We start from the raw sequence: 21,623 nt of genomic DNA, 5'->3' as shown, positions 1-21,623 counted from the left end.
AACGCGTTTTGCTCAAACTGTTCGAGTTAATGCTCCGCCGCACTGCGCATCAATTCGAATAACACGGGCGGCCAACGCCACAAGTTGGATGAATAAACTAATTGAAAAACCACATCTGATTTTTTTACTTGCTATTCCAATAATACTATTGACTGGAATTTTGAGTGGAGATGCTATATTGGACATCAATGTTCACGATACTTATTATGTAATTACTTATTTGCATTTTGCAATATTGATTTCCACATTCTTCGGAATAATCGGAATTGGATATTGGATTATACAAAAAGTGGGAAGAAAATTATCAAAGTGGTTAAATTGGATTCACATTGGACTGACTTTTGGCGGAACTATAGTTGTCTGGATTTTAGCCAAGTTTTATCGGACTGAAATTATGGAATATGAATTCAATAATAATCTGACTTTAATTATCACTTCGATTGTTTTGCTAATGACCGTAGGGCAATTGATTTTCCCGATTAACATTATTTATGGACTGACAAAAAAGAAGAATGAATGACTGAATTTTACCCCGTTCCTAAAAACAGGGAAGGCTGCAAAAAAAGGTAAGGGGCCTCACAAAAAACCACTTAAAGCCAAAATTATTGTTAAACACATAAAATTGGCAAAATAAAATTACAATTTGCGAACATTTATTTTTGAAAAAAGAAAGTACGGATTCGAATTACTGATGGATCTTCACAGATTTGAAGGAAACCCAAACGTTTTTTTCGATCCTGAACCTCACACAACCAATTTTTTTGAGATCATGGTTTTCGAAAAGGCCAGTGGAACAATTGAATTGAACGGACATTTATTGGAGGTTGCAGAAAACAGCTTTTTTTTCATCTGCCCCTTCCAAAAGAAAAGCTGTAAAATTTCGCTTTCTGGAGTTAAAGGTTTTCATCTTGTTTTTCAAAATGACTTTTTATCTGATTTTTTTGATGACAAACTGTTCGCTTATCGGTTGCAGTATTTTTATAATTACCAATACCCTCAATACTTGCAATTGGTTAGTGAAGATTACAATGTTATACGATTTGCTTTAGATGAAATCATTGCGGAGATAAAAAATTATCAAAATGATAGCTCTCATATATTACGCTCACTTTTATATTTCTCCTTGTCAAAGTTAAATCGGCTGTATTCAAAATGTTACAATATTTCACCCAACATCCAATCAAATTCAATAATTTATAAGTTTAAAGAACTGCTCGAACTGAATATTCGCACATTACATTCTGTTGCAGATTATTGTAATCTATTACATATAACACGCCATCAAATGAATGCCATGGTAAAAGAACATACCGGGCATACATCAAAAGAAATAATCAATAACAGACTATTGCAAGAGGTAAAAACAGAACTTCGATACTCCGATAAAACAATTGCCGAAATAGCACATTCCTTAAAATTTAGCGAACCCAACAATTTGACACGGTTTTTTAGAAAGATGGAAGGTGTTAGTCCTTCCACATACAAGGATAATTACCAAAATGATAGAAATTAGCAATCAACTGATAAGGTAAGTGAAGATAAACAAACAGAATTTTGTAAAAAAAAGTCATGCAAAAATTTCTTTGCCCATTAATCACATTATTGAGTTTTCAACTGGCCATCGCCCAAAATTCCACCACAAAAATTGATATGGTCGCTTCTAACTGGGACATTCCAAAAGAAGCTTCATTTGAAAGATTTGACAACAGGGAATCACTAATTTTAAATGGTGGAAGAGCCACCGTTAAAAATAAAACCTTCACAAACGGAACTATTGAAGTAGATGTGTACGCCAACTCGATCAGAAGTTTTGCAGGCATCACCTTTAGGAAGCAAGACGACACTATGGAAGAAGTATATATGAGAATGCACAAATCCAATCAGGTAGATGCTGTTCAGTATACGCCCATCTTTAATAATGAGTCCAATTGGCAGCTATATAGAGAATACCAAGCTCAGGTTACCTTCAAGAACACAGGTTGGAATAACTTGCGCATTGAGGTCAATAATCAAAGTGCAGAGGTTTTCGTAAACGACAAAAAAGTAATGACAGTAGATAACCTTAGAACAGACCAAAATAGTGGGGAAATTGGGCTTTTTGCATTGTTCACGAATAGGTTTTCCAACTTTAGGGTCACTCACAAGGATGCCATAGCGAAAACTGAAACAGGAAGCACTCCACCTATTGATTCATCAATCGTTACAAAATGGGAAATCACTAAAGCAAAAACCTATAAAAAAGCAGAATTGGATTTTGAGAAATTTTCAAAAGAGAAATACATTACAGTTGAAACGGAATCGTCAGGACTTTTACCAATTTCCAAATACATAAAAAAAACCTCTTCTGGTAATTTTGAACAAAATGTAGAGGACTACATCGTGGCATCTACAACCGTACGTGCTGAAAATGACGAAACAAAACTGCTTTCGTTTGATTATAGTGACAAAATAATCGTGTATTTAAATGGCGAGATTCTTTTTGAGGGCAATAACGCTTTTAGAGCCAAAGGGATACAATACATGGGACATATGGACATTGACACCAACACATTATACTTACCACTTAAAAAAGGGAGCAATAAAATACATTGCGTTGTCATAGATAAAGCCAACGGTTGGGGATTAATGGCTAAACTGGAGTAATACGCACAACAATATAGGGGTTAACAGTTTGAGCGATAATACAACAAGCAGTACATGATGATAGTAAAAATTAAAATTATTCTTTTGGTAGTTGTATTCCTCCCAACAGTTTGCATTGCTCAACTACTATTTGAAGACGATTTTGAAGGAAATCTTTCAGGTTGGGAAATAAACAATGTTACCTCGGTAGAAATAATTGATTCTCAAGATTCTAAACAAGGAAAGGTTCTTACATTGAAGCCTAATGGTAATGTTTCGGCTTTAATCAAGGATTCCGATCAATGGGGTTCAGTAAAAGTGGAAGGGCAACTATTATTTCCTAAAAATGAGCATAATTATTTGGGCTTTATCTATAATTATAAAAAAACGACCAAAAGGGAGGACTTTGGTCTTTTGTACGTTAAAGGCAATGGGAGTTACATAAGGGCAAACCCATGGAGAGATGGCAATGTTTCCCGACTTTTATACGAAGAGTATAAAACAAATCTAGAAGGAGATCAGGCCATTAAAATTGGACAATGGCATACGTTTAAAATGGAAGTCATCAACGAAACCTGCCATTTGTATATTAATGATATGAAAAGGCCTAAAATAACCTTTGGGCTCTTTGAACTAAAATCAGGAAAAATAGGATTTCAACCCAGAGTTACTGGTGGAGATGTATGGATTGACAACATTAAAGTGACCTCTATCGAACAATTTAATTACAAGGGAGAAAATATTCCACCCCTAACGTACGAACCAGATTCGTTGTTAACTAAATGGGAAGTATTTGGCCCTGTAACAAAACCCAATTTAGCCATTGAACAAGTTGTAGGTTATGATGACACCCCAATAGATACAAATAAGGAAGGCCCTACTTGGGAAAATTTTAAAACAGATGCAAGAGGTGCTTTAATTACGGGCAGGATAACTGAATATGAAGGAGAAAACACTGTTGCATATTTTCGTACATCGTTGGTTGCCAAAAAAGATAAAACTGCGACATTGCACTTTACGACCACAGATGAACTGACACTCTATTTGAACGGAAAAGATGTTGGAAGAGTTTACAGGGATGGCTATATTTCGAAAGACAATGATTGGAATGCTTGGTACGATTTCTGGAAAAATCCCCAACATAAAGGCAGGAAAAAGAAAATTTCTCTTAAAAAAGGGAAGAATCAATTGGTAATAAAGGTTAGAAATGGCCAATTTGCCTCTGGGGGTTTCTTCGCTTATATGGAGAAGTAAAGGTTTTTTTTTAGAATTACCTATCTCTAAATAGTAAAGGCCAGAAAGAAAAGAAAATAGTTAGAGCTTAACCATTGGGGTATGAAAAAGATATACTACCTATTTTCAGTTGTCATTGTGTTCATGTAACGGTTGAGAATATAATTATCTATTCGATACCGGTAAGCTACTGAAGCATATGAACCCATCATATTTTTGTTGAAAACCTCATAAATTTTCTGCCTAAATGAAGGATAGTCCACTTTAATATCAACCTAACATGCTTGTGAGCATTACATGCTCTAAATACTATTTTGGCACAATTTTCGTTAGTTTTGTACTGGTCGATGGACTAAACCTCAAAAAATAAAGAACTATGCGCTCAATTTTTACCTACTTTACCCAAATTGGCTTACTTTTTTTTCTTTTAACAGGATTCCAATCCCAAGCACAAGACGTACAATGGGTATCTTGGGATGAGGCCGTAGCACTTACCAAAAACGAAGGAAATACCAAAAAGATTTTTATAGATGTTTACACGGATTGGTGCGGATGGTGCAAAAAAATGGATAAAGATACTTTTCAAAATCCAGAAGTAGCTGCCTACATGCAGGACAATTTTTATATGGTCAAGCTTGATGCAGAAGGCAAAGACCCAATTGAATATGAGGGTAAGACCTTTAAATATGTACCTTCTGGAAGAAGGGGCTATCATGAATTCGCCGCTGCACTTCTACAAGGCAAAATGAGTTATCCCACGGTTGTATTCTTGGACGAAAATCTAAAAATGCTTTCCCCTGTACCAGGCTATCAAAAAGTCAAGCCCTTTTTACAGATTGCCCGTTACTTTGGGGATAATATCTACAAGGACCAAGATTGGCAAACATATGCCGGAAAATAGAATACTGAAATTCTATAAGACTAATACCACCATAAATCCTAAGTAAGTCCCTAGGGCATTTCCCAACGTACCTACCAATATTGCAGGTAAGACAAGTTCTTTACGATTAAAGCTTTCAGCCAAAGCAATAGCAGAGGTACTTCCTCCCACATTAGCCTGACTCGCTATTGCAATCATATCCCAATCCTTAAATACCATAAATCCAAAAAGGATAATGAACAATCCATGAACTACCACAGCCAATAAGGTAAATCCGAATAGGGTAAGCCCGATTTCCTTGAGTGCTATGACCGCTCCAATTTCACAGTAAGCGCCAATAACCGCCAGAAATAAATAAACCAAATATAAACCCAGGGTTCGACTCCCCTTAAGCTTAGTAATGAATGAAAACTGTGCCAGAATAATTCCTATTGTGGAAATGGTGATAATTGATGGTATCTTAGGAAATACATGGGCTATAAGTTCAGATACCAGGAATGCCGTTAAACCTAAGACCAAAAGAATTCCCAAAGAATATAAATCCAGCGTATCCGAAGCAGTTTCATCTTTAGCGGAAGTAGGGGCTCCAATTTTTTTGTCCTTAAAAAAACGTCGAAACACTACGGGTATGGCTATTGTCACTACCACCCAAATAGCAGTAACCACATTATCTACGGCAATAGTACCCGCATATAAACTCCCTTTTTCCTGAAAATTATACGCCAAAGCAACTGCATTAAAATTTATGCTACCCCCGGTATACGTTCCAGTAAGCATTCCCGCCAATACTTTTGCATCATCGCCTAAAATATCTTGTGGCGAAACTAAATACCAAGAACAAACAATTCCAAGCACTGTGGCCAATGAGCCAATCAAAAACAGAACTATCATCGGTGCCCCTGCTTTCTTTATGGCTGTTAAATTAGCTCCAAGCAGCAAAAAAAATATCGAGATCGGAGCCAAATAACCAAATATGGCGTCATATAACGGAATGGAATTCGAGGCGGAGGGTATTAGCTTCAGGTTAGCAACAATGGCTGTAAAAACAATAACCAACAGTGCCGCACCCATGGGTTTACCCCATTTGGTCCTGCCAGCATAAAATGATAAAATCACCATGAGGCATAAAACGGTCAATACATAAACTGGGTTGGCTAAACTCATCTTTAATCCCTAAAAGATAAGCAAAGTGAATTGATTTGTCCAGCTATAAAACCAACATTTATAAATAGTCAATTATTAGTTGCTATCTACTGTAATTAGGACTCTCTTTGGTAATGGTTACATCATGTGGGTGGCTTTCGTTAATACCACTAAATGTTATTTTCACAAAACGCCCTGAATCTTTAAGCGTTTCAATATCCTTGGCACCGCAATAACCCATACCGGCACGCAGGCCACCGATAAATTGGTGCATACTTTCGTACAGATCTCCTTTATAGGGTACACGGCCAACGATACCTTCGGGAACCAACTTTTTGATATCATCTTCAACATCTTGAAAATAGCGGTCCTTACTCCCTTCTTTCATAGCCTCAACAGAGCCCATTCCACGATACGATTTAAACTTACGTCCTTCGTAGATTATCGTTTCGCCCGGAGATTCTTTTGTACCTGCCAATAGTGATCCCAACATAACCGTATCCGCACCCGCAGCAATGGCTTTTGGAATATCCCCCGTATAGCGTATACCACCATCTGCAATTACAGGAACACCGGAACCTTTTATGGCAGCTGCAACTTCCAATACCGCAGAAAACTGTGGAAATCCTACGCCGGCTACAACCCTAGTAGTACAAATAGAACCAGGACCAATACCAACTTTGACTGCGTCTGCTCCTGCTTCTACAAGATATTTAGCAGCTTCACCTGTAGCTATATTTCCTACGATTACTTCCAATTCAGGAAAAGATTTTTTTACCTCTTTTAGAATATTTACCACTCCTTTGGTATGACCGTGTGCGGTATCAATAACTATAGCGTCAACACCGGCATTCACCAATGCCCCTGCCCTATCAACGGCATCTGGCGTAACTCCAATGGCAGCAGCTACACGCAAGCGGCCGTATTGGTCTTTGTTTGCCATAGGTTTTTGGGTCAATTTGGTAATATCCCTAAACGTAATGAGTCCTACCAGCACGTACTTATCATTAACAACCGGGAGTTTCTCGATTTTATTTTCTTGTAAAATTACTTCAGCATCAGAAAGTGAAGTACCCTCACCAACAGTTACCAGATTTTCTGAAGTCATCACTTCGGCAATGGGCCTATCATCATTCTTTTCAAATCGTAAATCCCTGTTGGTCACAATACCGATCAACTTTTTGTCTTCATCAACTATAGGGATTCCGCCAATGCTATGTTCTTTCATATTGGCCTTTGCATCACGAACAACAGAATCTAGCGGAAGTGTAACAGGGTCGATGATCATACCGCTTTCGGCCCTTTTTACCTTTCTGACCTTAATTGCCTGATGTTCAATGGTCATATTTTTATGCAAGACGCCAATACCTCCTTCTTGAGCCATGGCAATTGCCATTTGCGACTCGGTCACCGTATCCATTGCAGCAGAAACAATAGGCACATTTATGGTAATGTTACGAGTGAATTTTGTTTGAATGTTGACTTCTCTTGGCAGTACTTCAGAATATCCAGGTACAAGCAGTACATCGTCGTACGTTAGACCTTCGCCAATAATCTTTTTTAGGTGGGCTTCCATTGCAATTACGAATTAATTGCGTGCAAAGATACCATATTTTAATACAAATAAGATGTTTAGGAAATCACATTGGTTTTTAATGTCATTTTATTTAGATTCATTATAAATAATAATTATATTTATGACATAATACTCCCATTATGTATCAATCTTTAGAAGTTTTAAGCCAAACTAAGAACGGATTATTTACTTTTTGTAATCACAGTAAACTTTTCCAGTTGGTCTTCAATAATTTATGTTTTGAATTTTATGAATGGGAACTTGAAAATTTTAAAAAATACATTTTCCAGTTAGATGTAACATATTGGGAAAAAAATTACATTCAATCCCTGAATCAACGAAAAATACCAATTTCGGTAGGAAACAAGTTTTTCACGATATTGGTAAACAAACAAGAACTGGACGAAATTAAGAACTTGTTGCATATTGAGTTTTCACCCATCAAGTTATTAAAGCACAAAGACATAAACTATCAATTCATAGAAAACTAATTCCTAAGTGTTCTCAGGAGTTAGTAGGTTTGGAAAGCGGCTATTGGATTCAGCCGCTTTCTTTTTTACTATAGTTTAATCTGAAGTGTTGTATAGAACGTTCTTGGATCTGCCGGAATAATTCCCGGACCCGGGTATCCTGTAGCTCTTCGCGTAAAATAGGATTCGTCAAGAAGGTTGTTAATACCTGTTTCTAACCTGAACTGTTTATAGGAATAAGAAAAAGATAGATCCATAATGCCATAAGCCGGTAATTCACCAATAATACCGGCACTTGGCGCAGTTGATTCAGTGAGCGGTGGTGAATTTTGCGGATCATTGAATTGTTTCGATAAATATGTGTACTGTAAAGAACCAAGAAAATTTTTATACCCAAATCGTACTCCAGAACGAAAATTTATCTCTGGTATATGTTCAACCTTTTTCCCTTCCACATTATTGATTCCCTCTGCTTGTTCTATATACTCTGAAGAAGTCAAGGCCAGGTTACCAAAAAGGTTCAATTGTATATCTGGCGAAACATCCAACAGTGTTTCTTTTACGTTCCAATCACCAAGTAGTTCCAAACCATAGATAACGGCTGTACCAGCATTATCCGTGAGGTTCCTAACTCTATTTTGGTCGTCCACCAATGGAATGGTTCTAGAAATACGATTATCATAATACAACAAAAAACTACTAATATCATAAGACAAGAATTCCTTAAACCTACCTCTTGCTCCAATATCGGCTGTAAAGCCCTCTTCATCTTCTAAATCTTCACTAATCACCTGCGATGGATTTATCACCCTTAAATCATTAAAGGTCACTGAACGATAATTTTGGGATATGTTACCGTAAAACTCAACACTCTTATTTAATTTATAGGAGGCACCTAGACCCAATAAGACAAAAGAACGTTCTAAGTCACGATCTTCTTCGGTTACGCGAGTTTCTAGAACATTATCGGCCAAATCGGTAAATATTGTAGTAAAATTGCCAATGGCAGACGTCTTTATGTATTCAAAACGAAAACCGGGAGTAATAGAAAAACGGTCGCTTAAATTAATGATATTCTCCCCAAAAACGGCCAAGTTCAAATTAGGGAAACTATAGGTGGATCTTCTTGGGAAGGCAGGGAACTCTTCATCCACAAAATTGAAATCCGGGCCTGTAGTTGCAGGGCCAGCTCCTTGACGTTGTTTGTTAAACGCCTGATAATACTTTGACCCTATCAAAAAAATAGCATCTTTTTGACCAATTTTATAACGTGAAAGTAAACGGGCCTCAGCACCCCAATTCTGAAAATCATCTACCAACAATTCTCGTACACCCCCATCATCAATAATATCTACCCTATTTTCACGAAATCCCAAGGCTTTCCGCGAAGCATCCAATGCAAATAGATTAAGGCTAAAATCTGTTGCAGGTGAGAAGCTGTGGTCTAAACGCAAAGAACCTAACTTCCAATCAATATCGAACCAATTGCGTTCCCGGTTGCTAAAAGTAGGGTCTTCTTCAAATTGCATGTCGGTCAATCCTCCTGGTTGTTGCGCCAAATAGTCCAAGATTGTAGCCTCAAATGTAAGCTTCGTTCTCTCAGATATTTGATACCCAAAATGACCGTGGTAGTTTCTAGCATTAAAATTAGAATTAGGTCGAAAACCATCACCTTGCTTGTAATTAAAATAGTTATAATAGCTAAACTTCCCCGAAGTACCGCTCAAACTATTAAAACTGGTGAACAAACCATTTGAACCAATAGTTTGTCTAGATATGAGCTCTACTTTTTTATTTGGATTGGGTTGCTTAAACTTAAAGTTGATCAACCCCCCAAATTGTGTTCCATACTGTAAAGATGCTGCTCCACGTACTACCTGTATTTCGCTTAAAGCTTCTACGGGTGGTGTATAATAACTTTCGGGATACCCAAGTACATCGGCACTGATATCATAACCATTTTGACGCACATTAAAATTTGCGGTTCGGTTGGGGTCCAAACCCCTCCCACCAATATTTAATTGGAGACCTGCATCACCATTGTCATAAATATTAAGACCTACGACTTGACCATAAATCTGACGTGCATTGTTTGCTGCTAAATTGCCTGTGATCAGATCAATTGCCACTACTTCTGTTTTCTTACCTGCGTAAATGGCGGTACCTTCAACTTTTCTAAGGTTTCGTAATGCAAATACTTTTTCCCGTTCTCTGGTCAAGATCACTTCGGATAGTTTTTCCCCTATCGATTCAAGAGAAATGACCAAATCTTGATTTGATGTATTTATAGTTTGTTCATAAACCTTGAAACCATAGGCAAAGACAACCAAGCTATAGCTACCTTCAGAAATGTTATCGAAATAAAAATTTCCCGTTGCCGATGTGGTCGTTAACAATTCCAGTTCCTTCAAATAAACTTCCGCTTCAGATATAGGCTGATTGTTCGCATCCATTACCAAACCAGAAAAACTCGTTTGGGCCTGTACCAAAACAGAAAACAGCAATAAAAAAACCGTACTCTTAAATACCTTTGATCTCATCCTTAAATGGAAGTATCCATGTTTTATGTTTAAATGAATCATGTTGTTTGGTCAAATCTGTTTCCGGGTCTATGAATGGCTGGCTCAACCTGCCGTTAAGTGCCACATAACTCTCCACATAAACTCCAATATTTTTATGTCCTTGTGCTTCAAAATGATTTTTTAAGTAGTGGGCATATTCAACAATAAAGTCTGGTTGAAAAGCCATTTGTTTTTCTTGAAAAGGGGTTAAGAAGTCAGTATTATCAACATAAAACCATTTCCCGTTTTCCTGGTCAACTATCTTAAACTGGGCATAGCCCGATTTCTCCATCAACATTACCCGCCATGAAAAACGATATCCTTCTTCCGTCCAAAACAATTCTCCGGGATATAGAAGATACCTCCAGGGAAAAGCAAGTTGGATTACAAAAAACATACTTATTACCATATACCGTAGCTGGTTTGAAAGACTGGTAGCGTATACTAAGGCTTTATTATTATCAAACTGGTTCTTAGCAATTTTCAACAATCGCGAAATATAGTTCAATACGTTAGTATGAAACTTGCTATCAAAAAAAATGAGTGCGGAAACAATCATGATATAAGGGAACATTCCAATGGGGAACAGTACCCGCGTTAATACGTGAAATACGACCACCAAGAAGAAAGCAAAATACCGTGTCTTGGAATACAGAAGAAGAAAGGGAATAACAAGATCATATGCGGCACCGCCCCAACTAAAGGCATAATGCACCCACTCTTTACCCATAAGTTCCCCGATCAACGGAACATCAAATTTAGAGGGAAGCCAAATTTTTAACGGCATTGCTTTTACCAACCAATCAGAATTCAGTTTTGCCAATCCTGCATAAAAGTAAACGATACCCAATACCAACTTTAAAGCATCCACAGTCCACTTGGGTATATACTGAAAAGCGTTTTTAGGATTTTTTTTTGCATCCAGGGCATAATACACGTTTGCCGGCAAAAAAATCATTAGAAAAGATAGTGCACTAATGAAGTAATAATGATTGAGATACGTGGTCTTATCCATTAACTCGATATACGTAAAAGATAAGAAGAAAGTCAAAATGGACAGTCGATACTTATATCCCAACGCTACTCCGATTGATGCAAGAGCGCAAATAACAAAAATCAAATACGTTAAATTGCCTATTGGCTTTACCCACTCAAAACCATAATAGGAAAAGTGAAATTTAGGTTCCAAGTACAATTTTTCAATCCAGCCATTAGCCCAAAAACGAATGATGCTAATCAGCATCATAACACCAAAAAAAATACGAAAGACCGCCAAAGGGGCGGCCTCTACATTTATTTGTCTGTATTTGGAAAAGGAAATGGACATCTAATCGCCATCAGCATCAACAAAATCTATACTGATACTCATAGCCGATACCATATCTACCTTTAATAACGGAACAGCCCTTTGGACCTCATCGTAAGCCATATTCATATTGGTAGGAATATCGTTGTTCTCAATTTCATTTCTAAAAGTATCCAAACCTGAAACGGCGGTACGCGCAGTATTCAATTGATTATTGATAAGTTCCGATAAATCATCGCCATCTTTTATAGAATTTAAGTCTTCAAGATACGAGGCCAGACTTTCACCAGTTGCCGATGAATTAAAATGCTTTCCATTAAAGAAATCCTGCACCGCTGATAAACCCTCTAAAAAAAGTGTATTGCTTATATCAGCTTTGTAGAAGGCTTCTATGGTATTAGGAGCGGTTTCTCCTGTGAAAACCCCCAACGGAATTCCCATTTTTCCAGCTCTGAGAAATTTTTCGTAGTAAAAGATATAATCGTTCACAAAACGATCTACAGATGCAGTTGATGAAGAGCCATCATTTTCTACAAAAGTATCGCGGTAATCACCTTCCCATTGTCCGACAACATCATCTGTTAGGGATTTCATATCTGAAATCACATCATCCATGTACGACAAGGTACCATCTGCTTCTGTACCACTGGCCAATCTGTTGACCAGAGCAACATCATCAGTTTCCAATCCATTTAAAAGATAATCCAGAGCGGGAAAACCTTTTGCATCTCTATTTGATGGCAAGGAAAGGTCATAAGCACCATTAGCGATATGAGATTCTATCAAATCGGCATCCGCAGGATAAGTATTCATATTCAAACGATATCCAACAGATTCTGCAGGACCAGTTTCAAATAAAGAGACTTGTTGCCATGCAGTGTAAGCATCCAACCATGCTTCCCTAAAAGCGGTTAAGTTATCAACACTTCTATCTGAAACGAAACTATCGTACGATTCTTCCAGAACAATGAGTTTGGCAGAAAAAGATTGGTATGCCGGCACAATAATATTATCGGCCCAATTTACCAACATAGCACTTCTATCGAATGTAACGGGGACCTCATCGTCCACTGCAGTACCGTCATCATTATTGGAATCTGAAGAACATGCCCAAATAAGAAATGGAACTGCAAAAAGAAAATACCAATACTTTTTCATTTTTTGTTTTTATTTATTCTAAGTAAAAGGTTTCAAAAGTAGTAAAAGGAATGGATTTTACCTTTGTAAAACCCATTCCTTTTACTTAAAAAAGTAAGATTACTACTTAAAAACAAATCTTACTCTGCTGCTTGTTCCAATGTGAAGTCAAATTCTGATGCAATAGCTTCAGAAATTTCGTCTAGAGTCGTAGTGGATACATCCCATAAACCATTGACTCCGTCGTCTAACAAATCAACAAGAAATGCATCTACTTCAGCTTTGGTAAAATAAGGTCCGTCAGTATTTGGTTTTCTTGTAAACTGCAGGCTATAGATAAACCCGTATCCTTCGGATAAATCGTGAAAAGCACTACCAAAATCAGGGTTTTCTTGATCAAGTAGATTTTTTGCTTGTTGCAAATAGTAAACCGCTCTGATCCCAATAACTTCTGAAATCAATCCTTTAATAATTTCGGCTTGCTCATCACGGGTTGTGTAATCTTTCGCAACAATAGCCGCCCTACCCAGTTTAAATGCCTGGTAAATATCGTCTGCAATTCCGGCAAAATCTGGGTCTCCTTCCACTCTACCAATATACTTGTTCAAGAAATCATCTGCTCCCAGATCATCGTTTGGATTGGCTGGGTCAGCATTCAATCCATAAGCATAACCATAAGCTTCATCCCATTTGTGCTCCATGGTCGTATAGTTTTCTCCTTCTGCAACAGTACCTGCGTCATTTTGGGCAATATTCTCACCAGCATCTAAAACTCCTTTCCCTAAATAATTGTTCAATGCTTGATCAACCATAAGAGCGCCTATCAGGCCTTTGTTGACCAATTGATTATACTCCAATCCTTTGGCACTGACATACCGTGTTGATGAGCCATCGGCAATTTGGCCTGCCTCACCTTCGGCAGCGGCATCGTTCCATCTGGGGAAAACATCATCGACTTGTTTTTTGATCCAATCTTCAAAATCAGCCCTGATTAACCCCTGATCTGCCGTGTTATCCGAAAAGAAATCGTTTGAAGCTGCCGTTTTACTACGAATGCTTTTATCAGATGCGTTTAAATCTGGGTCTGAAAAATTATTTTCCCCTTCTTCATGAGCAAACATGGCATCCAACATAGCTTCGGTAGTGTTCTCATCTTTAAGCTTATCGTTAAGCTCTTCACCCATTTTAATTCTAGTGGTTTGACCTCCAAAACTGACCGTGGATTCACCGTTTCTTGTAAACACATATGTTGCAGGGTTATCAATTGTGATTTCATCTGGATTCGAATCATCTGAATCATCATCAGAACATGAAACAAGCAATAGGCCGGTAAAAGAAAAAAAGAAAAATCTTTTTAGAAACATTGTATCGTTTATTTAGATTACTTAAAAATAATTTCGATGACAAATATATTCTTAGAAAACCAATACAACAAATTTATTTAGACTTGATTTAAATAAATTTACTGTTGCTTTCTTTGAAGATAAGAAAGGACAAAATTAGTTTTAATGATAAGCGGAGAACAACTTCGTAGCCTTGTTATAGGCAGCTTCAAAAACCATCCAGTTTACACCAGAGTCTACTTTTTCCGTAGTAAAATAGGACAACATTTTTTCGGTTGGCATATTCCCAGTGAGTTCATCTTTTGCCATAGGACATCCCCCAAAGCCTTGGATTGCACCATCAAAACGCCTACAGCCGGCCTTATACGCCGCATCTACCTTTTCGTGCCATTTTGTAGGTGTTGTGTGCAGATGTGCCCCAAATTCAATATGCGGATATTTTGGAATTAGATTGGAAAACAAATATTGAATGACTTCTGGAGTAGAGCTTCCTATAGTATCGGAAAGTGATAAAATCTTTACACCCATGTCCGCTAACTTCTCTGTCCACTCCCCTACAATCTCAACATTCCAGGGATCACCATACGGGTTTCCAAAACCCATAGAGATGTATGTTACCACTTGTTTGTTATGAGTATGGGCCAACTCTAGAATGCCTTTTAAAGTTTCTACGGACTGTGCTATGGTCTTATGCGTGTTACGCATCTGAAAGTTTTCCGAAATTGAAAAAGGGTAGCCTAAATAATCAATTTGGGGATGTTGGCATGCGTCACTTGCCCCCCTTACATTGGCAACAATGGCCAAAAGTTTACTTTTTGTTTTGGTAAGGTCTAATTTCTCAAGTACTCCCGCAGTATCAACCATCTGGGGGATTGCCTTTGGCGAAACAAAACTTCCAAAATCCAACGTATCAAAACCACAGCCCAATAAGGATTGAATGTACGTTACTTTTTCATTGGTAGGAATGAAAGTTTTTATGCCCTGCATGGCATCTCTTGGACATTCTATAAGTTTGATTTTCGACATATATTGAATGTAAAATTACCATTATTTATCCGATAGGAATATGAAAATGGCAATTCCCACAAAGACAGCAATCTGCAACCATCTTAAGTAAACTCCCGCTCTAGGGCTTTTTGAAAGATAGGTTGCTATTGTTCCCCCTAAAACAGCGATAGTACTAAAAACAATAAATGCTGAAAGCATAAATAGTAATCCGAGCACGTAGAACTGAATCACGGTATGCATATTCTCACTGAATAGAAAACCTGGAAAAAATGCCAAAAAAAAGATGGTCACCTTTGGATTGAGGACATTCATTGTAAAACCTTTCTTGAATAACTTGAACAAGTCTGTTTTTGGAGTCCCCTTTTTGTTCAACAAAATAGATGAATCACTTTTATAAACGCTAACAGCTAAATACAATAGGTATATAGCTCCAAATAGCTTTATACCAAAAAAAAGTGCATCACTTCTTTTAATTATTTCGGAAACACCAAATGCCAGCAAGGTGGTATGTACCAAACACCCACTCACTAGCCCTGCAACCGTAACCAGTCCAGATTTTACACCATTTGATACACTTTGGGTCAGCACAAATATGTTATCCGGTCCCGGCGAAATGGCCAAAGCAAAAGATGCGGTCGTGAAAAGTATCAGCGTATCAAAACTCAAACGTACAGGGTTTATCCTAGAAAAATACAAAATAATGATAGTGCAAAAGAAGAAAACTACTATTCAAAAATCACATATTCCCTTAGCTTACCAAGTGTATTCGGGTGGTTTTATGTGATTCATTCGCAGGTAAAGGTTGGCTTTGGACCTATGGTTGGTCAAATGGTCTTGCACATAAAAAAATGCAAATGCCCTGCTTACCGTATTACCACTATGATACATGACACAAGTCTCATCCAATTTAGATTGTTCAATGTTGTAAATGACTTCAGTGGTATATGAAAATCCTTTTTCCAACAGGCCTATAATTTCTTTCTTGCTCATTACAGTAGCATCTGGGGCATTTGGCTTTACTTCCATGCCTTGAACGTATCGTTTGGTCAATAGCTCGATGGTATAACCAATATGTACCATTTGCTCCGCAAAAGATTTGCTCTGTTCGGTTGGCCGGTAACCGTAAAGTTCATCGGGCATAGCTTTTGCAACTTCGAGACAGTGTTCTTTCGCCTCTAACCATACCGGAAGATACATTTTGGTAAAGTTGGTTTTAGGTGTCTTATCGTTTTGTGCGAACACTATGGCTGTCACCAATAAAAGAAGGAACATACTAAAAATTTTTCTGCTCATTGGACAACTAAGATTTTAAGTTCTTGCCAAAAGGGCTTGATTAATTTTTTTGACAATTGCAGGGCCTTCATAAATGAACCCTGTATACAACTGAATCAAATCTGCACCCGCATCCAGTTTTTCCAGAGCGTCTTCAGGAGAGTGAATCCCCCCTACTCCAATTATGGGAAATGCTTTGTTACTTTTTTCTGCTAAGAATCGAATCACTTCAGTGCTTCTTTTGGCCAAAGGTTTTCCACTTAGCCCCCCTTTTTCTTCAACAATGGTCAAATGCGATTTAAGATTTTTCCTAGAAATAGTTGTATTGGTGGCTATAACCCCATCAATAGCGGTATCCTTCATTATACCAACAATATCCAGCAATTGCTCATCGGTCAAGTCAGGTGCGATTTTTAATAAAATCGGTTTTTCCTTCACACTGTTTTTCTTGGCAAGTTTAGCGTTTTGTCGCTTTAATTTCTTGAGCAGCTCCGTGAGGGGCTTTCTGTCTTGCAACTCCCTTAGGCCAGGGGTATTTGGAGAACTTACGTTCACCACAAAATAATCTACATGTTCAAAAAGTGCGTCAAAACAAATGAGATAATCCTTAATGGCACTTGCATTAGGTGTTACTTTGTTTTTCCCAATATTTCCACCAATAATAACCCTGTGCTTCTTTTTTAGCTGCTCAACAGCCTCGAACACCCCTTTATTATTAAATCCCATTCGGTTGATAATCGCCTCATCATCCAACAAGCGAAAAAGGCGTTTTTTTGGGTTCCCATCTTGTGGTTTAGGCGTTAAAGTGCCTATTTCTATGAAACCAAAACCCAAATCGGACAGTTCATTATACAATTTGGCATCTTTGTCAAAGCCAGCTGCGAGACCGACCGGGTTTTTAAATTTTAACCCAAAAACCTCTCGTTCCAGTTTAGCATCATTAATGACATAAGATTTTCTGAACAAATGCCCCAATCCCAACCTTGAGAAAAACTTTATGGCTCCAAAAGAAAAATGATGTACAGCTTCAGCATCGAACAAAAAAAGTATAGGGCGGATGAGGATTTTGTACATCTTACATATTTTAGACAAAAATATAAACTCTATATGCAGAATATGCTGAATTTATCATTTTTCGTTAATCGGTATCGGTGTATAGAACAAGTCTAACGTATGTACACCTTTTTATCAAAATGGTACGGTAACCGTAACGAAGAATTTGTTATGGGCATATTGCTTTTTCAAATCTTTGGAAGTTACCGTTTCACCAACTTTTTTTCATAAAATCACGATTGAATAAACGTTATTTTTGATGAAACGCACATTATGGAAAAATTACTACCCCGATTTCTAGAATATGTGTCCATCGACACACAAAGCGACCCCTACTCTCAAACCACACCGAGTACGGAAAAACAATGGGATTTGGCTAAAAAACTAGTGGTAGAGCTTCATCAAATAGGAATGCAAGAAGTCTCTATAGATGAGAATGCCTATATCATGGCCACACTGCCCAGTAATATCGAAAAAAAGGTACCCACTATTGGTTTTATCTCACATTTTGATACTACCCCAGATTTCACGGGGAAAAATGTACAACCCCAGCTGATAAGGGATTATGATGGAAAAGATATTGTACTCAATTCAGTTAAAAATATTGTGCTGTCACCTGAATATTTTGAAGACCTACTGCTGTACCAAGGACAGACCTTAATAACGACCGACGGCACAACATTACTAGGCGCAGATGATAAAGCTGGCATAGCCGAGATTATTACCGCTATGGAATATTTGGTTAAAAATCCAGATATAAAACACGGAGAAATTAGGATAGCTTTTACGCCCGATGAGGAAATAGGTAGGGGAGCACACAAGTTCGATGTGGAAAAGTTTGGTGCAGCTTGGGCCTATACTATGGACGGAAGCCAGGTTGGCGAACTTGAATTTGAAAACTTTAATGCGGCAAGTGCAAAAATTAAGATTGAAGGTAAAAGCATACACCCTGGTTATGCCAAAAACAAAATGGTAAATGCCATTGGAATTGCCAATGAGTTCTTAAGTCTTCTCCCACCTCATGAAGTCCCGGAACACACTACGGGCCATGAAGGTTTTTTTCATGTGCACAAGATTAAGGGCGAGATTGAAAAAGTAGAAATAGAACTTATCATAAGAGATCATGATGATGAACACTTTGAGGCAAGAAAAGAATTATTGAACGATATCTCCCAAAAACTGACAAAGAAATATGGAGACTTTATTTCACTTAAAATAGAAGACCAATACAAAAACATGCGTGAAAAAGTGGAGCCTGTATTCCATATCGTAGAAATTGCAAAAGATGCAATGGAATCGTTGGGAATAGAACCCATTATTAAACCAATACGTGGGGGTACCGATGGTTCGCAACTAAGTTTTATGGGATTACCGTGTCCCAATATTTTTGCGGGTGGGCATAATTTTCATGGAAAATACGAATATGTACCTTTGGAAAGCATGGAAAAAGCAACACAGGTAATCGTGAAGATTTGTGAGCTTACTGCCGTTCAAATAAAGTAATCATGGAAAAAACCGATAAGCTCAATGCATATTATAACCAAGAACACCCATTCAAAGATGGTATTGCCAAACTTAGAAAACTGGCTTTACAAACAGACTGTACTGAAGATTTTAAATGGAGTATTCCAGTTTATACTGTAAATGGCAAAAATATCTTTGGAATATGTAGGTTTAAACATCATTTTGGAATATGGTTTTTCAATGGAGTTTTTCTAAGTGACCCAAAAAAGATGCTACGCAATGCCCAAGAAGGAAAAACAAAGGGAATGCGCCATTGGAACTTTCACTCCGCTAATGAAATAGATTCAGAAAGTGTACTGCTTTATATGATTGAATCTATTGAAAATCAAAAACAAGGAAAAGAAATTACAATTGAAAAGACCAAAAAAGAAATAAAAGTTCCTGAACTATTGGCCAATAGATTATCGCAAAGTGATTCGCTAAAATCCTCCTTTGAAAAATTGTCCCTTTCTAAACAAAGGGAGTTCTGCGTCTATATTGCAGAAGCTAAACAAGAGAAAACAAAAATCCGAAGGTTGGACAAAATTGTTCCTATGATACAAAAAGGTGTTGGATTAAACGACGCTTACAAATAACAAAAAAGCACCTGAATTCAGGTGCTTTTCATTTTTAAAATTTAGTATAAACTACTTCTTCTTTTCAGGAGTGTTCAGTTTCTTGCTCATTTCCAACGAAATGGCAGAACGATCAAACTTTAAGCGACCTGCCATAGTTTCAATAACACAGGAATAATCTTTGTCATTCAACTCAACAACTTTTCCATGAAGCCCGCTTTTGGTGATAATACGGTCTCCTTTCTTTAACTCCGAAGCAAATTTTTTCTCATCCTTCTGACGTTTGATCTGTGGGCGAATCATAAAAAAATACGCTACTATAAAAATCAATATCAGTGGTAAAAACTGTCCAATGTTTTCCATTCAGGTGGTATCTCTATTTAACAGGACCTACTGCTTGCGCAGCATCCTTAGGATTAACAAAAGCCTTGATTCTCAAAAGTTCAGAACCTTTTTCAGTGTTTGCTGTGACAGTCACTGTTTTGGTCACTTGATTTTGACCTGAACCATTGAATTTAACCAATAGCTCACCTGTTCCTCCCGGTGCAATGGGCGTATTTTTTGGATACTCGGGAATGGTACAACCACAGCTACTTTTAGCATCGGTAATGATTAATGGTGCGTTTCCTGTATTGGTAAATTTAAAGATGGTCTCTTGCGGAGTTCCTTGGGCTATGGTTCCAAAATCGTGTTCAGATTTTTCAAAACTCATTACTGGAAGTTGCTTCTGTGCTTCATCCCTACTGGTGGCACTTTCTACATTATCTGCAACTATTTTACTGGTAGCTTTATCCTTGCACGAAATAAAAACGAGGGATACAGCCAAAATCAAACTTAAAAAAGATGTTATTTGTTTCATGTTAAGTAATTATTTTTTCAAAATTAATCAAATATTGTTTATTGTAGTCCTCTTCCCATTTTTTGTAGCTGCCCAGTGGACTTATACTCCTTTGCCAGTTTATCCAATACGCCATTGATGAAGATACTGCTCTTTGGTGTTGAGTACTCTTTTGCAATTTCCAAATACTCGTTCAGCGTAACTTTTTCGGGTATAGATGAAAAATTCAGTAATTCGCATATGGCCATTTTCAAGATTATGGAGTCAATCTCGGCAATACGGTCATTGTCCCAATTGGGTGTTTTACCTTCTATTTCTTTCTCCCATTTCGCGTCGTTCAACAATGTTTTGGTCAACAGCTGATTTGCATATTGCATGTCTTGCTGATCCTTTAAGAGTTCGGGCAAAAAGAACGTTTCATTCACAGAAGCATTGGCTTTTCGCAACCGCTTTACCAAATAGGTGTTTACTATAGGAATATCATCGACCCAGGTGAGTTTATCATCCTCAAAGTATTCATATATCTTTTCGTTAGGAGCTATTACGTTCTTAAAAAGTTCGATGACCATGATTTTATCCGCATCGTAAGAACTTTTTTCGCTCAACATATATTCTTTGTAGATATCGCTGGCCACAACTTCTTTGTAGATAATTTTTACATACTCTTCGTTAAGGTACCAATTATTAAGTTTTCTTCCTGTGAGCTCTTTTTTTAACGATTCGTTATTGGAGATTTGGAGCAAGAGTTTGTTTTCTACAAACTTTTTTCTGTTTGGATATGTATCTTCTTCAGTGGCGAGATACTTTGTTGAAGCATGCTTTGCATGTTTTTCCGCTAGCCGATGAAGTTCGGCCAACAAGCTTAGCATGAGCAAATAAAGCACATACATATTCTCGATACTTACTTTCAGGAATTTTTCCTGCTTCTCTAAAGAATCGTCCTTAGATTGAATCAATGCATAAATGCATTGCATTACTTTTACTCTGATATGCCTTCTGGTAAGCATTTTTAAAGAACTTTTAAAGTCGTTATTTGGCTTTCTCAGCGCAAAAGTAATCTTATATTTCCATCCAACCTACCAAAGTTGTTTTCTTATTGGTTT

General features: G+C 37.5%; 21 protein-coding genes. 8 read left to right on the top strand and 13 right to left on the bottom strand.

The window, feature by feature from the left end; all coding sequences use genetic code 11:
* Positions 1–88: 88 nt before the first annotated feature.
* From LV716_RS12930 to LV716_RS12910, 5 genes are all read left to right on the top strand, one after another.
* Positions 89–520: a cbb3-type cytochrome c oxidase subunit I gene (locus LV716_RS12930; RefSeq protein WP_163418210.1), complete on the top strand. Its 432-nt coding sequence runs from the start codon at positions 89–91 to the stop codon at positions 518–520.
* A 249-nt stretch (positions 521–769) separates the two neighbouring features.
* A complete protein-coding gene (locus LV716_RS12925; protein ID WP_233759133.1) occupies positions 770–1,513 on the top strand; it encodes an AraC family transcriptional regulator in 744 nt (247 codons plus the stop codon).
* A 56-nt stretch (positions 1,514–1,569) separates the two neighbouring features.
* On the top strand, positions 1,570–2,643 hold the full coding sequence (locus tag LV716_RS12920) for a family 16 glycoside hydrolase (protein ID WP_163418209.1): 1,074 nt from the start codon (positions 1,570–1,572) through the stop codon (positions 2,641–2,643).
* Between the two features lie 54 nt (positions 2,644–2,697).
* Positions 2,698–3,876 carry a hypothetical protein gene (locus LV716_RS12915; RefSeq protein ID WP_163418208.1) on the top strand — a complete coding sequence of 393 codons (1,179 nt, stop codon included), beginning with the start codon at positions 2,698–2,700 and terminating at the stop codon, positions 3,874–3,876.
* Between the two features lie 355 nt (positions 3,877–4,231).
* Positions 4,232–4,756 carry a DUF255 domain-containing protein gene (locus tag LV716_RS12910; RefSeq protein ID WP_163418207.1) on the top strand — a complete coding sequence of 175 codons (525 nt, stop codon included), beginning with the start codon at positions 4,232–4,234 and terminating at the stop codon, positions 4,754–4,756.
* Between the two features lie 12 nt (positions 4,757–4,768).
* Here LV716_RS12910 and LV716_RS12905 read toward each other — a convergent pair whose 3' ends face one another.
* Positions 4,769–5,899: a DUF819 domain-containing protein gene (locus LV716_RS12905; RefSeq protein WP_233759132.1), complete on the bottom strand. Its 1,131-nt coding sequence runs from the start codon at positions 5,897–5,899 to the stop codon at positions 4,769–4,771.
* Positions 5,900–5,981: 82 nt separating this feature from the next.
* Positions 5,982–7,454 (bottom strand): IMP dehydrogenase, encoded by a 1,473-nt coding sequence (gene guaB, locus LV716_RS12900; RefSeq protein ID WP_163418206.1) that lies wholly within the window; start codon positions 7,452–7,454, stop codon positions 5,982–5,984.
* 140 nt (positions 7,455–7,594) lie between these two features.
* Between guaB and LV716_RS18550 the strand changes: the two genes are divergently transcribed.
* Positions 7,595–7,945: a DUF6686 family protein gene (locus LV716_RS18550; protein ID WP_317167643.1), complete on the top strand. Its 351-nt coding sequence runs from the start codon at positions 7,595–7,597 to the stop codon at positions 7,943–7,945.
* A 68-nt stretch (positions 7,946–8,013) separates the two neighbouring features.
* Here the strand turns inward: LV716_RS18550 and LV716_RS12895 are convergent, their stop codons facing one another.
* The 8 genes from LV716_RS12895 to LV716_RS12860 all read right to left on the bottom strand — a co-directional run bounded on the left by LV716_RS12895 (position 8,014) and on the right by LV716_RS12860 (position 17,625).
* Positions 8,014–10,464, bottom strand: coding sequence for a TonB-dependent receptor (locus LV716_RS12895; protein ID WP_163418205.1), 2,451 nt, complete (start codon positions 10,462–10,464; stop codon positions 8,014–8,016).
* Complete coding sequence (locus LV716_RS12890; protein ID WP_163418204.1) at positions 10,445–11,812, bottom strand: HTTM domain-containing protein; 1,368 nt, start codon at positions 11,810–11,812, stop codon at positions 10,445–10,447. Before LV716_RS12890 ends, LV716_RS12895 begins: the two co-directional genes overlap by 20 nt.
* Complete coding sequence (locus LV716_RS12885) at positions 11,813–12,949, bottom strand: imelysin family protein (RefSeq protein WP_163418203.1); 1,137 nt, start codon at positions 12,947–12,949, stop codon at positions 11,813–11,815.
* Positions 12,950–13,068: 119 nt separating this feature from the next.
* Entirely contained in the window at positions 13,069–14,292 is a 1,224-nt protein-coding gene (locus LV716_RS12880; RefSeq protein ID WP_163418202.1) for a DUF4856 domain-containing protein, read from the bottom strand.
* 141 nt (positions 14,293–14,433) lie between these two features.
* Positions 14,434–15,297: a hydroxymethylglutaryl-CoA lyase gene (locus LV716_RS12875; protein ID WP_163418201.1), complete on the bottom strand. Its 864-nt coding sequence runs from the start codon at positions 15,295–15,297 to the stop codon at positions 14,434–14,436.
* Positions 15,298–15,318: 21 nt separating this feature from the next.
* Positions 15,319–15,945: a LysE family translocator gene (locus tag LV716_RS12870; RefSeq protein ID WP_163418200.1), complete on the bottom strand. Its 627-nt coding sequence runs from the start codon at positions 15,943–15,945 to the stop codon at positions 15,319–15,321.
* An 87-nt stretch (positions 15,946–16,032) separates the two neighbouring features.
* Entirely contained in the window at positions 16,033–16,572 is a 540-nt protein-coding gene (locus tag LV716_RS12865) for a DinB family protein (RefSeq protein WP_163418199.1), read from the bottom strand.
* A gap of 15 nt (positions 16,573–16,587) precedes the next feature.
* On the bottom strand, positions 16,588–17,625 hold the full coding sequence (locus tag LV716_RS12860) for a quinone-dependent dihydroorotate dehydrogenase (protein ID WP_163418198.1): 1,038 nt from the start codon (positions 17,623–17,625) through the stop codon (positions 16,588–16,590).
* Positions 17,626–17,877: 252 nt separating this feature from the next.
* On the opposite strand from LV716_RS12860, the gene pepT reads away from it, so the two are divergent.
* Both pepT and LV716_RS12850 read left to right on the top strand, forming a co-directional pair.
* On the top strand, positions 17,878–19,107 hold the full coding sequence (gene pepT / locus LV716_RS12855; RefSeq protein WP_163418197.1) for a peptidase T: 1,230 nt from the start codon (positions 17,878–17,880) through the stop codon (positions 19,105–19,107).
* 2 nt (positions 19,108–19,109) lie between these two features.
* A complete protein-coding gene (locus tag LV716_RS12850) occupies positions 19,110–19,703 on the top strand; it encodes a YdeI family protein (RefSeq protein ID WP_163418196.1) in 594 nt (197 codons plus the stop codon).
* Between the two features lie 51 nt (positions 19,704–19,754).
* Here LV716_RS12850 and yajC read toward each other — a convergent pair whose 3' ends face one another.
* Genes yajC through nusB form a run of 3 tightly spaced genes read right to left on the bottom strand, consistent with a single transcriptional unit; the run spans position 19,755 to position 21,527 of the window.
* Entirely contained in the window at positions 19,755–20,045 is a 291-nt protein-coding gene (yajC, locus tag LV716_RS12845; protein ID WP_163418195.1) for a preprotein translocase subunit YajC, read from the bottom strand.
* 13 nt (positions 20,046–20,058) lie between these two features.
* Positions 20,059–20,541 carry a DUF1573 domain-containing protein gene (locus LV716_RS12840; RefSeq protein ID WP_163418194.1) on the bottom strand — a complete coding sequence of 161 codons (483 nt, stop codon included), beginning with the start codon at positions 20,539–20,541 and terminating at the stop codon, positions 20,059–20,061.
* 38 nt (positions 20,542–20,579) lie between these two features.
* On the bottom strand, positions 20,580–21,527 hold the full coding sequence (gene nusB / locus LV716_RS12835; RefSeq protein ID WP_163418193.1) for a transcription antitermination factor NusB: 948 nt from the start codon (positions 21,525–21,527) through the stop codon (positions 20,580–20,582).
* Positions 21,528–21,623: the final 96 nt, after the last annotated feature.

The organism is Flagellimonas sp. HMM57 (assembly GCF_021390175.1).
Taxonomy (GTDB): domain Bacteria; phylum Bacteroidota; class Bacteroidia; order Flavobacteriales; family Flavobacteriaceae; genus Flagellimonas.
This window is presented reverse-complemented; position numbering and strand designations above follow the sequence as displayed.

Excerpts from the sequence above, each read along its gene's own strand:
- LV716_RS12930 (WP_163418210.1), top strand. The coding sequence starts at position 89 with ATGAATAAACTAATTGAAAAACCACATCTGATTTTTTTACTTGCTATT.
- LV716_RS12925 (WP_233759133.1), top strand. The coding sequence starts at position 770 with ATGGTTTTCGAAAAGGCCAGTGGAACAATTGAATTGAACGGACATTTA.
- LV716_RS12920 (WP_163418209.1), top strand. The coding sequence starts at position 1,570 with ATGCAAAAATTTCTTTGCCCATTAATCACATTATTGAGTTTTCAACTG.
- LV716_RS12915 (WP_163418208.1), top strand. The coding sequence starts at position 2,698 with ATGATGATAGTAAAAATTAAAATTATTCTTTTGGTAGTTGTATTCCTC.
- LV716_RS12910 (WP_163418207.1), top strand. The coding sequence starts at position 4,232 with ATGCGCTCAATTTTTACCTACTTTACCCAAATTGGCTTACTTTTTTTT.
- LV716_RS12905 (WP_233759132.1), bottom strand. The coding sequence starts at position 5,899 with ATGAGTTTAGCCAACCCAGTTTATGTATTGACCGTTTTATGCCTCATG.
- guaB (WP_163418206.1), bottom strand. The coding sequence starts at position 7,454 with ATGGAAGCCCACCTAAAAAAGATTATTGGCGAAGGTCTAACGTACGAC.
- LV716_RS18550 (WP_317167643.1), top strand. The coding sequence starts at position 7,595 with ATGTATCAATCTTTAGAAGTTTTAAGCCAAACTAAGAACGGATTATTT.
- LV716_RS12895 (WP_163418205.1), bottom strand. The coding sequence starts at position 10,464 with ATGAGATCAAAGGTATTTAAGAGTACGGTTTTTTTATTGCTGTTTTCT.
- LV716_RS12890 (WP_163418204.1), bottom strand. The coding sequence starts at position 11,812 with ATGTCCATTTCCTTTTCCAAATACAGACAAATAAATGTAGAGGCCGCC.
- LV716_RS12885 (WP_163418203.1), bottom strand. The coding sequence starts at position 12,949 with ATGAAAAAGTATTGGTATTTTCTTTTTGCAGTTCCATTTCTTATTTGG.
- LV716_RS12880 (WP_163418202.1), bottom strand. The coding sequence starts at position 14,292 with ATGTTTCTAAAAAGATTTTTCTTTTTTTCTTTTACCGGCCTATTGCTT.
- LV716_RS12875 (WP_163418201.1), bottom strand. The coding sequence starts at position 15,297 with ATGTCGAAAATCAAACTTATAGAATGTCCAAGAGATGCCATGCAGGGC.
- LV716_RS12865 (WP_163418199.1), bottom strand. The coding sequence starts at position 16,572 with ATGAGCAGAAAAATTTTTAGTATGTTCCTTCTTTTATTGGTGACAGCC.
- LV716_RS12860 (WP_163418198.1), bottom strand. The coding sequence starts at position 17,625 with ATGTACAAAATCCTCATCCGCCCTATACTTTTTTTGTTCGATGCTGAA.
- pepT (WP_163418197.1), top strand. The coding sequence starts at position 17,878 with ATGGAAAAATTACTACCCCGATTTCTAGAATATGTGTCCATCGACACA.
- LV716_RS12850 (WP_163418196.1), top strand. The coding sequence starts at position 19,110 with ATGGAAAAAACCGATAAGCTCAATGCATATTATAACCAAGAACACCCA.
- yajC (WP_163418195.1), bottom strand. The coding sequence starts at position 20,045 with ATGGAAAACATTGGACAGTTTTTACCACTGATATTGATTTTTATAGTA.
- LV716_RS12840 (WP_163418194.1), bottom strand. The coding sequence starts at position 20,541 with ATGAAACAAATAACATCTTTTTTAAGTTTGATTTTGGCTGTATCCCTC.
- nusB (WP_163418193.1), bottom strand. The coding sequence starts at position 21,527 with ATGCTTACCAGAAGGCATATCAGAGTAAAAGTAATGCAATGCATTTAT.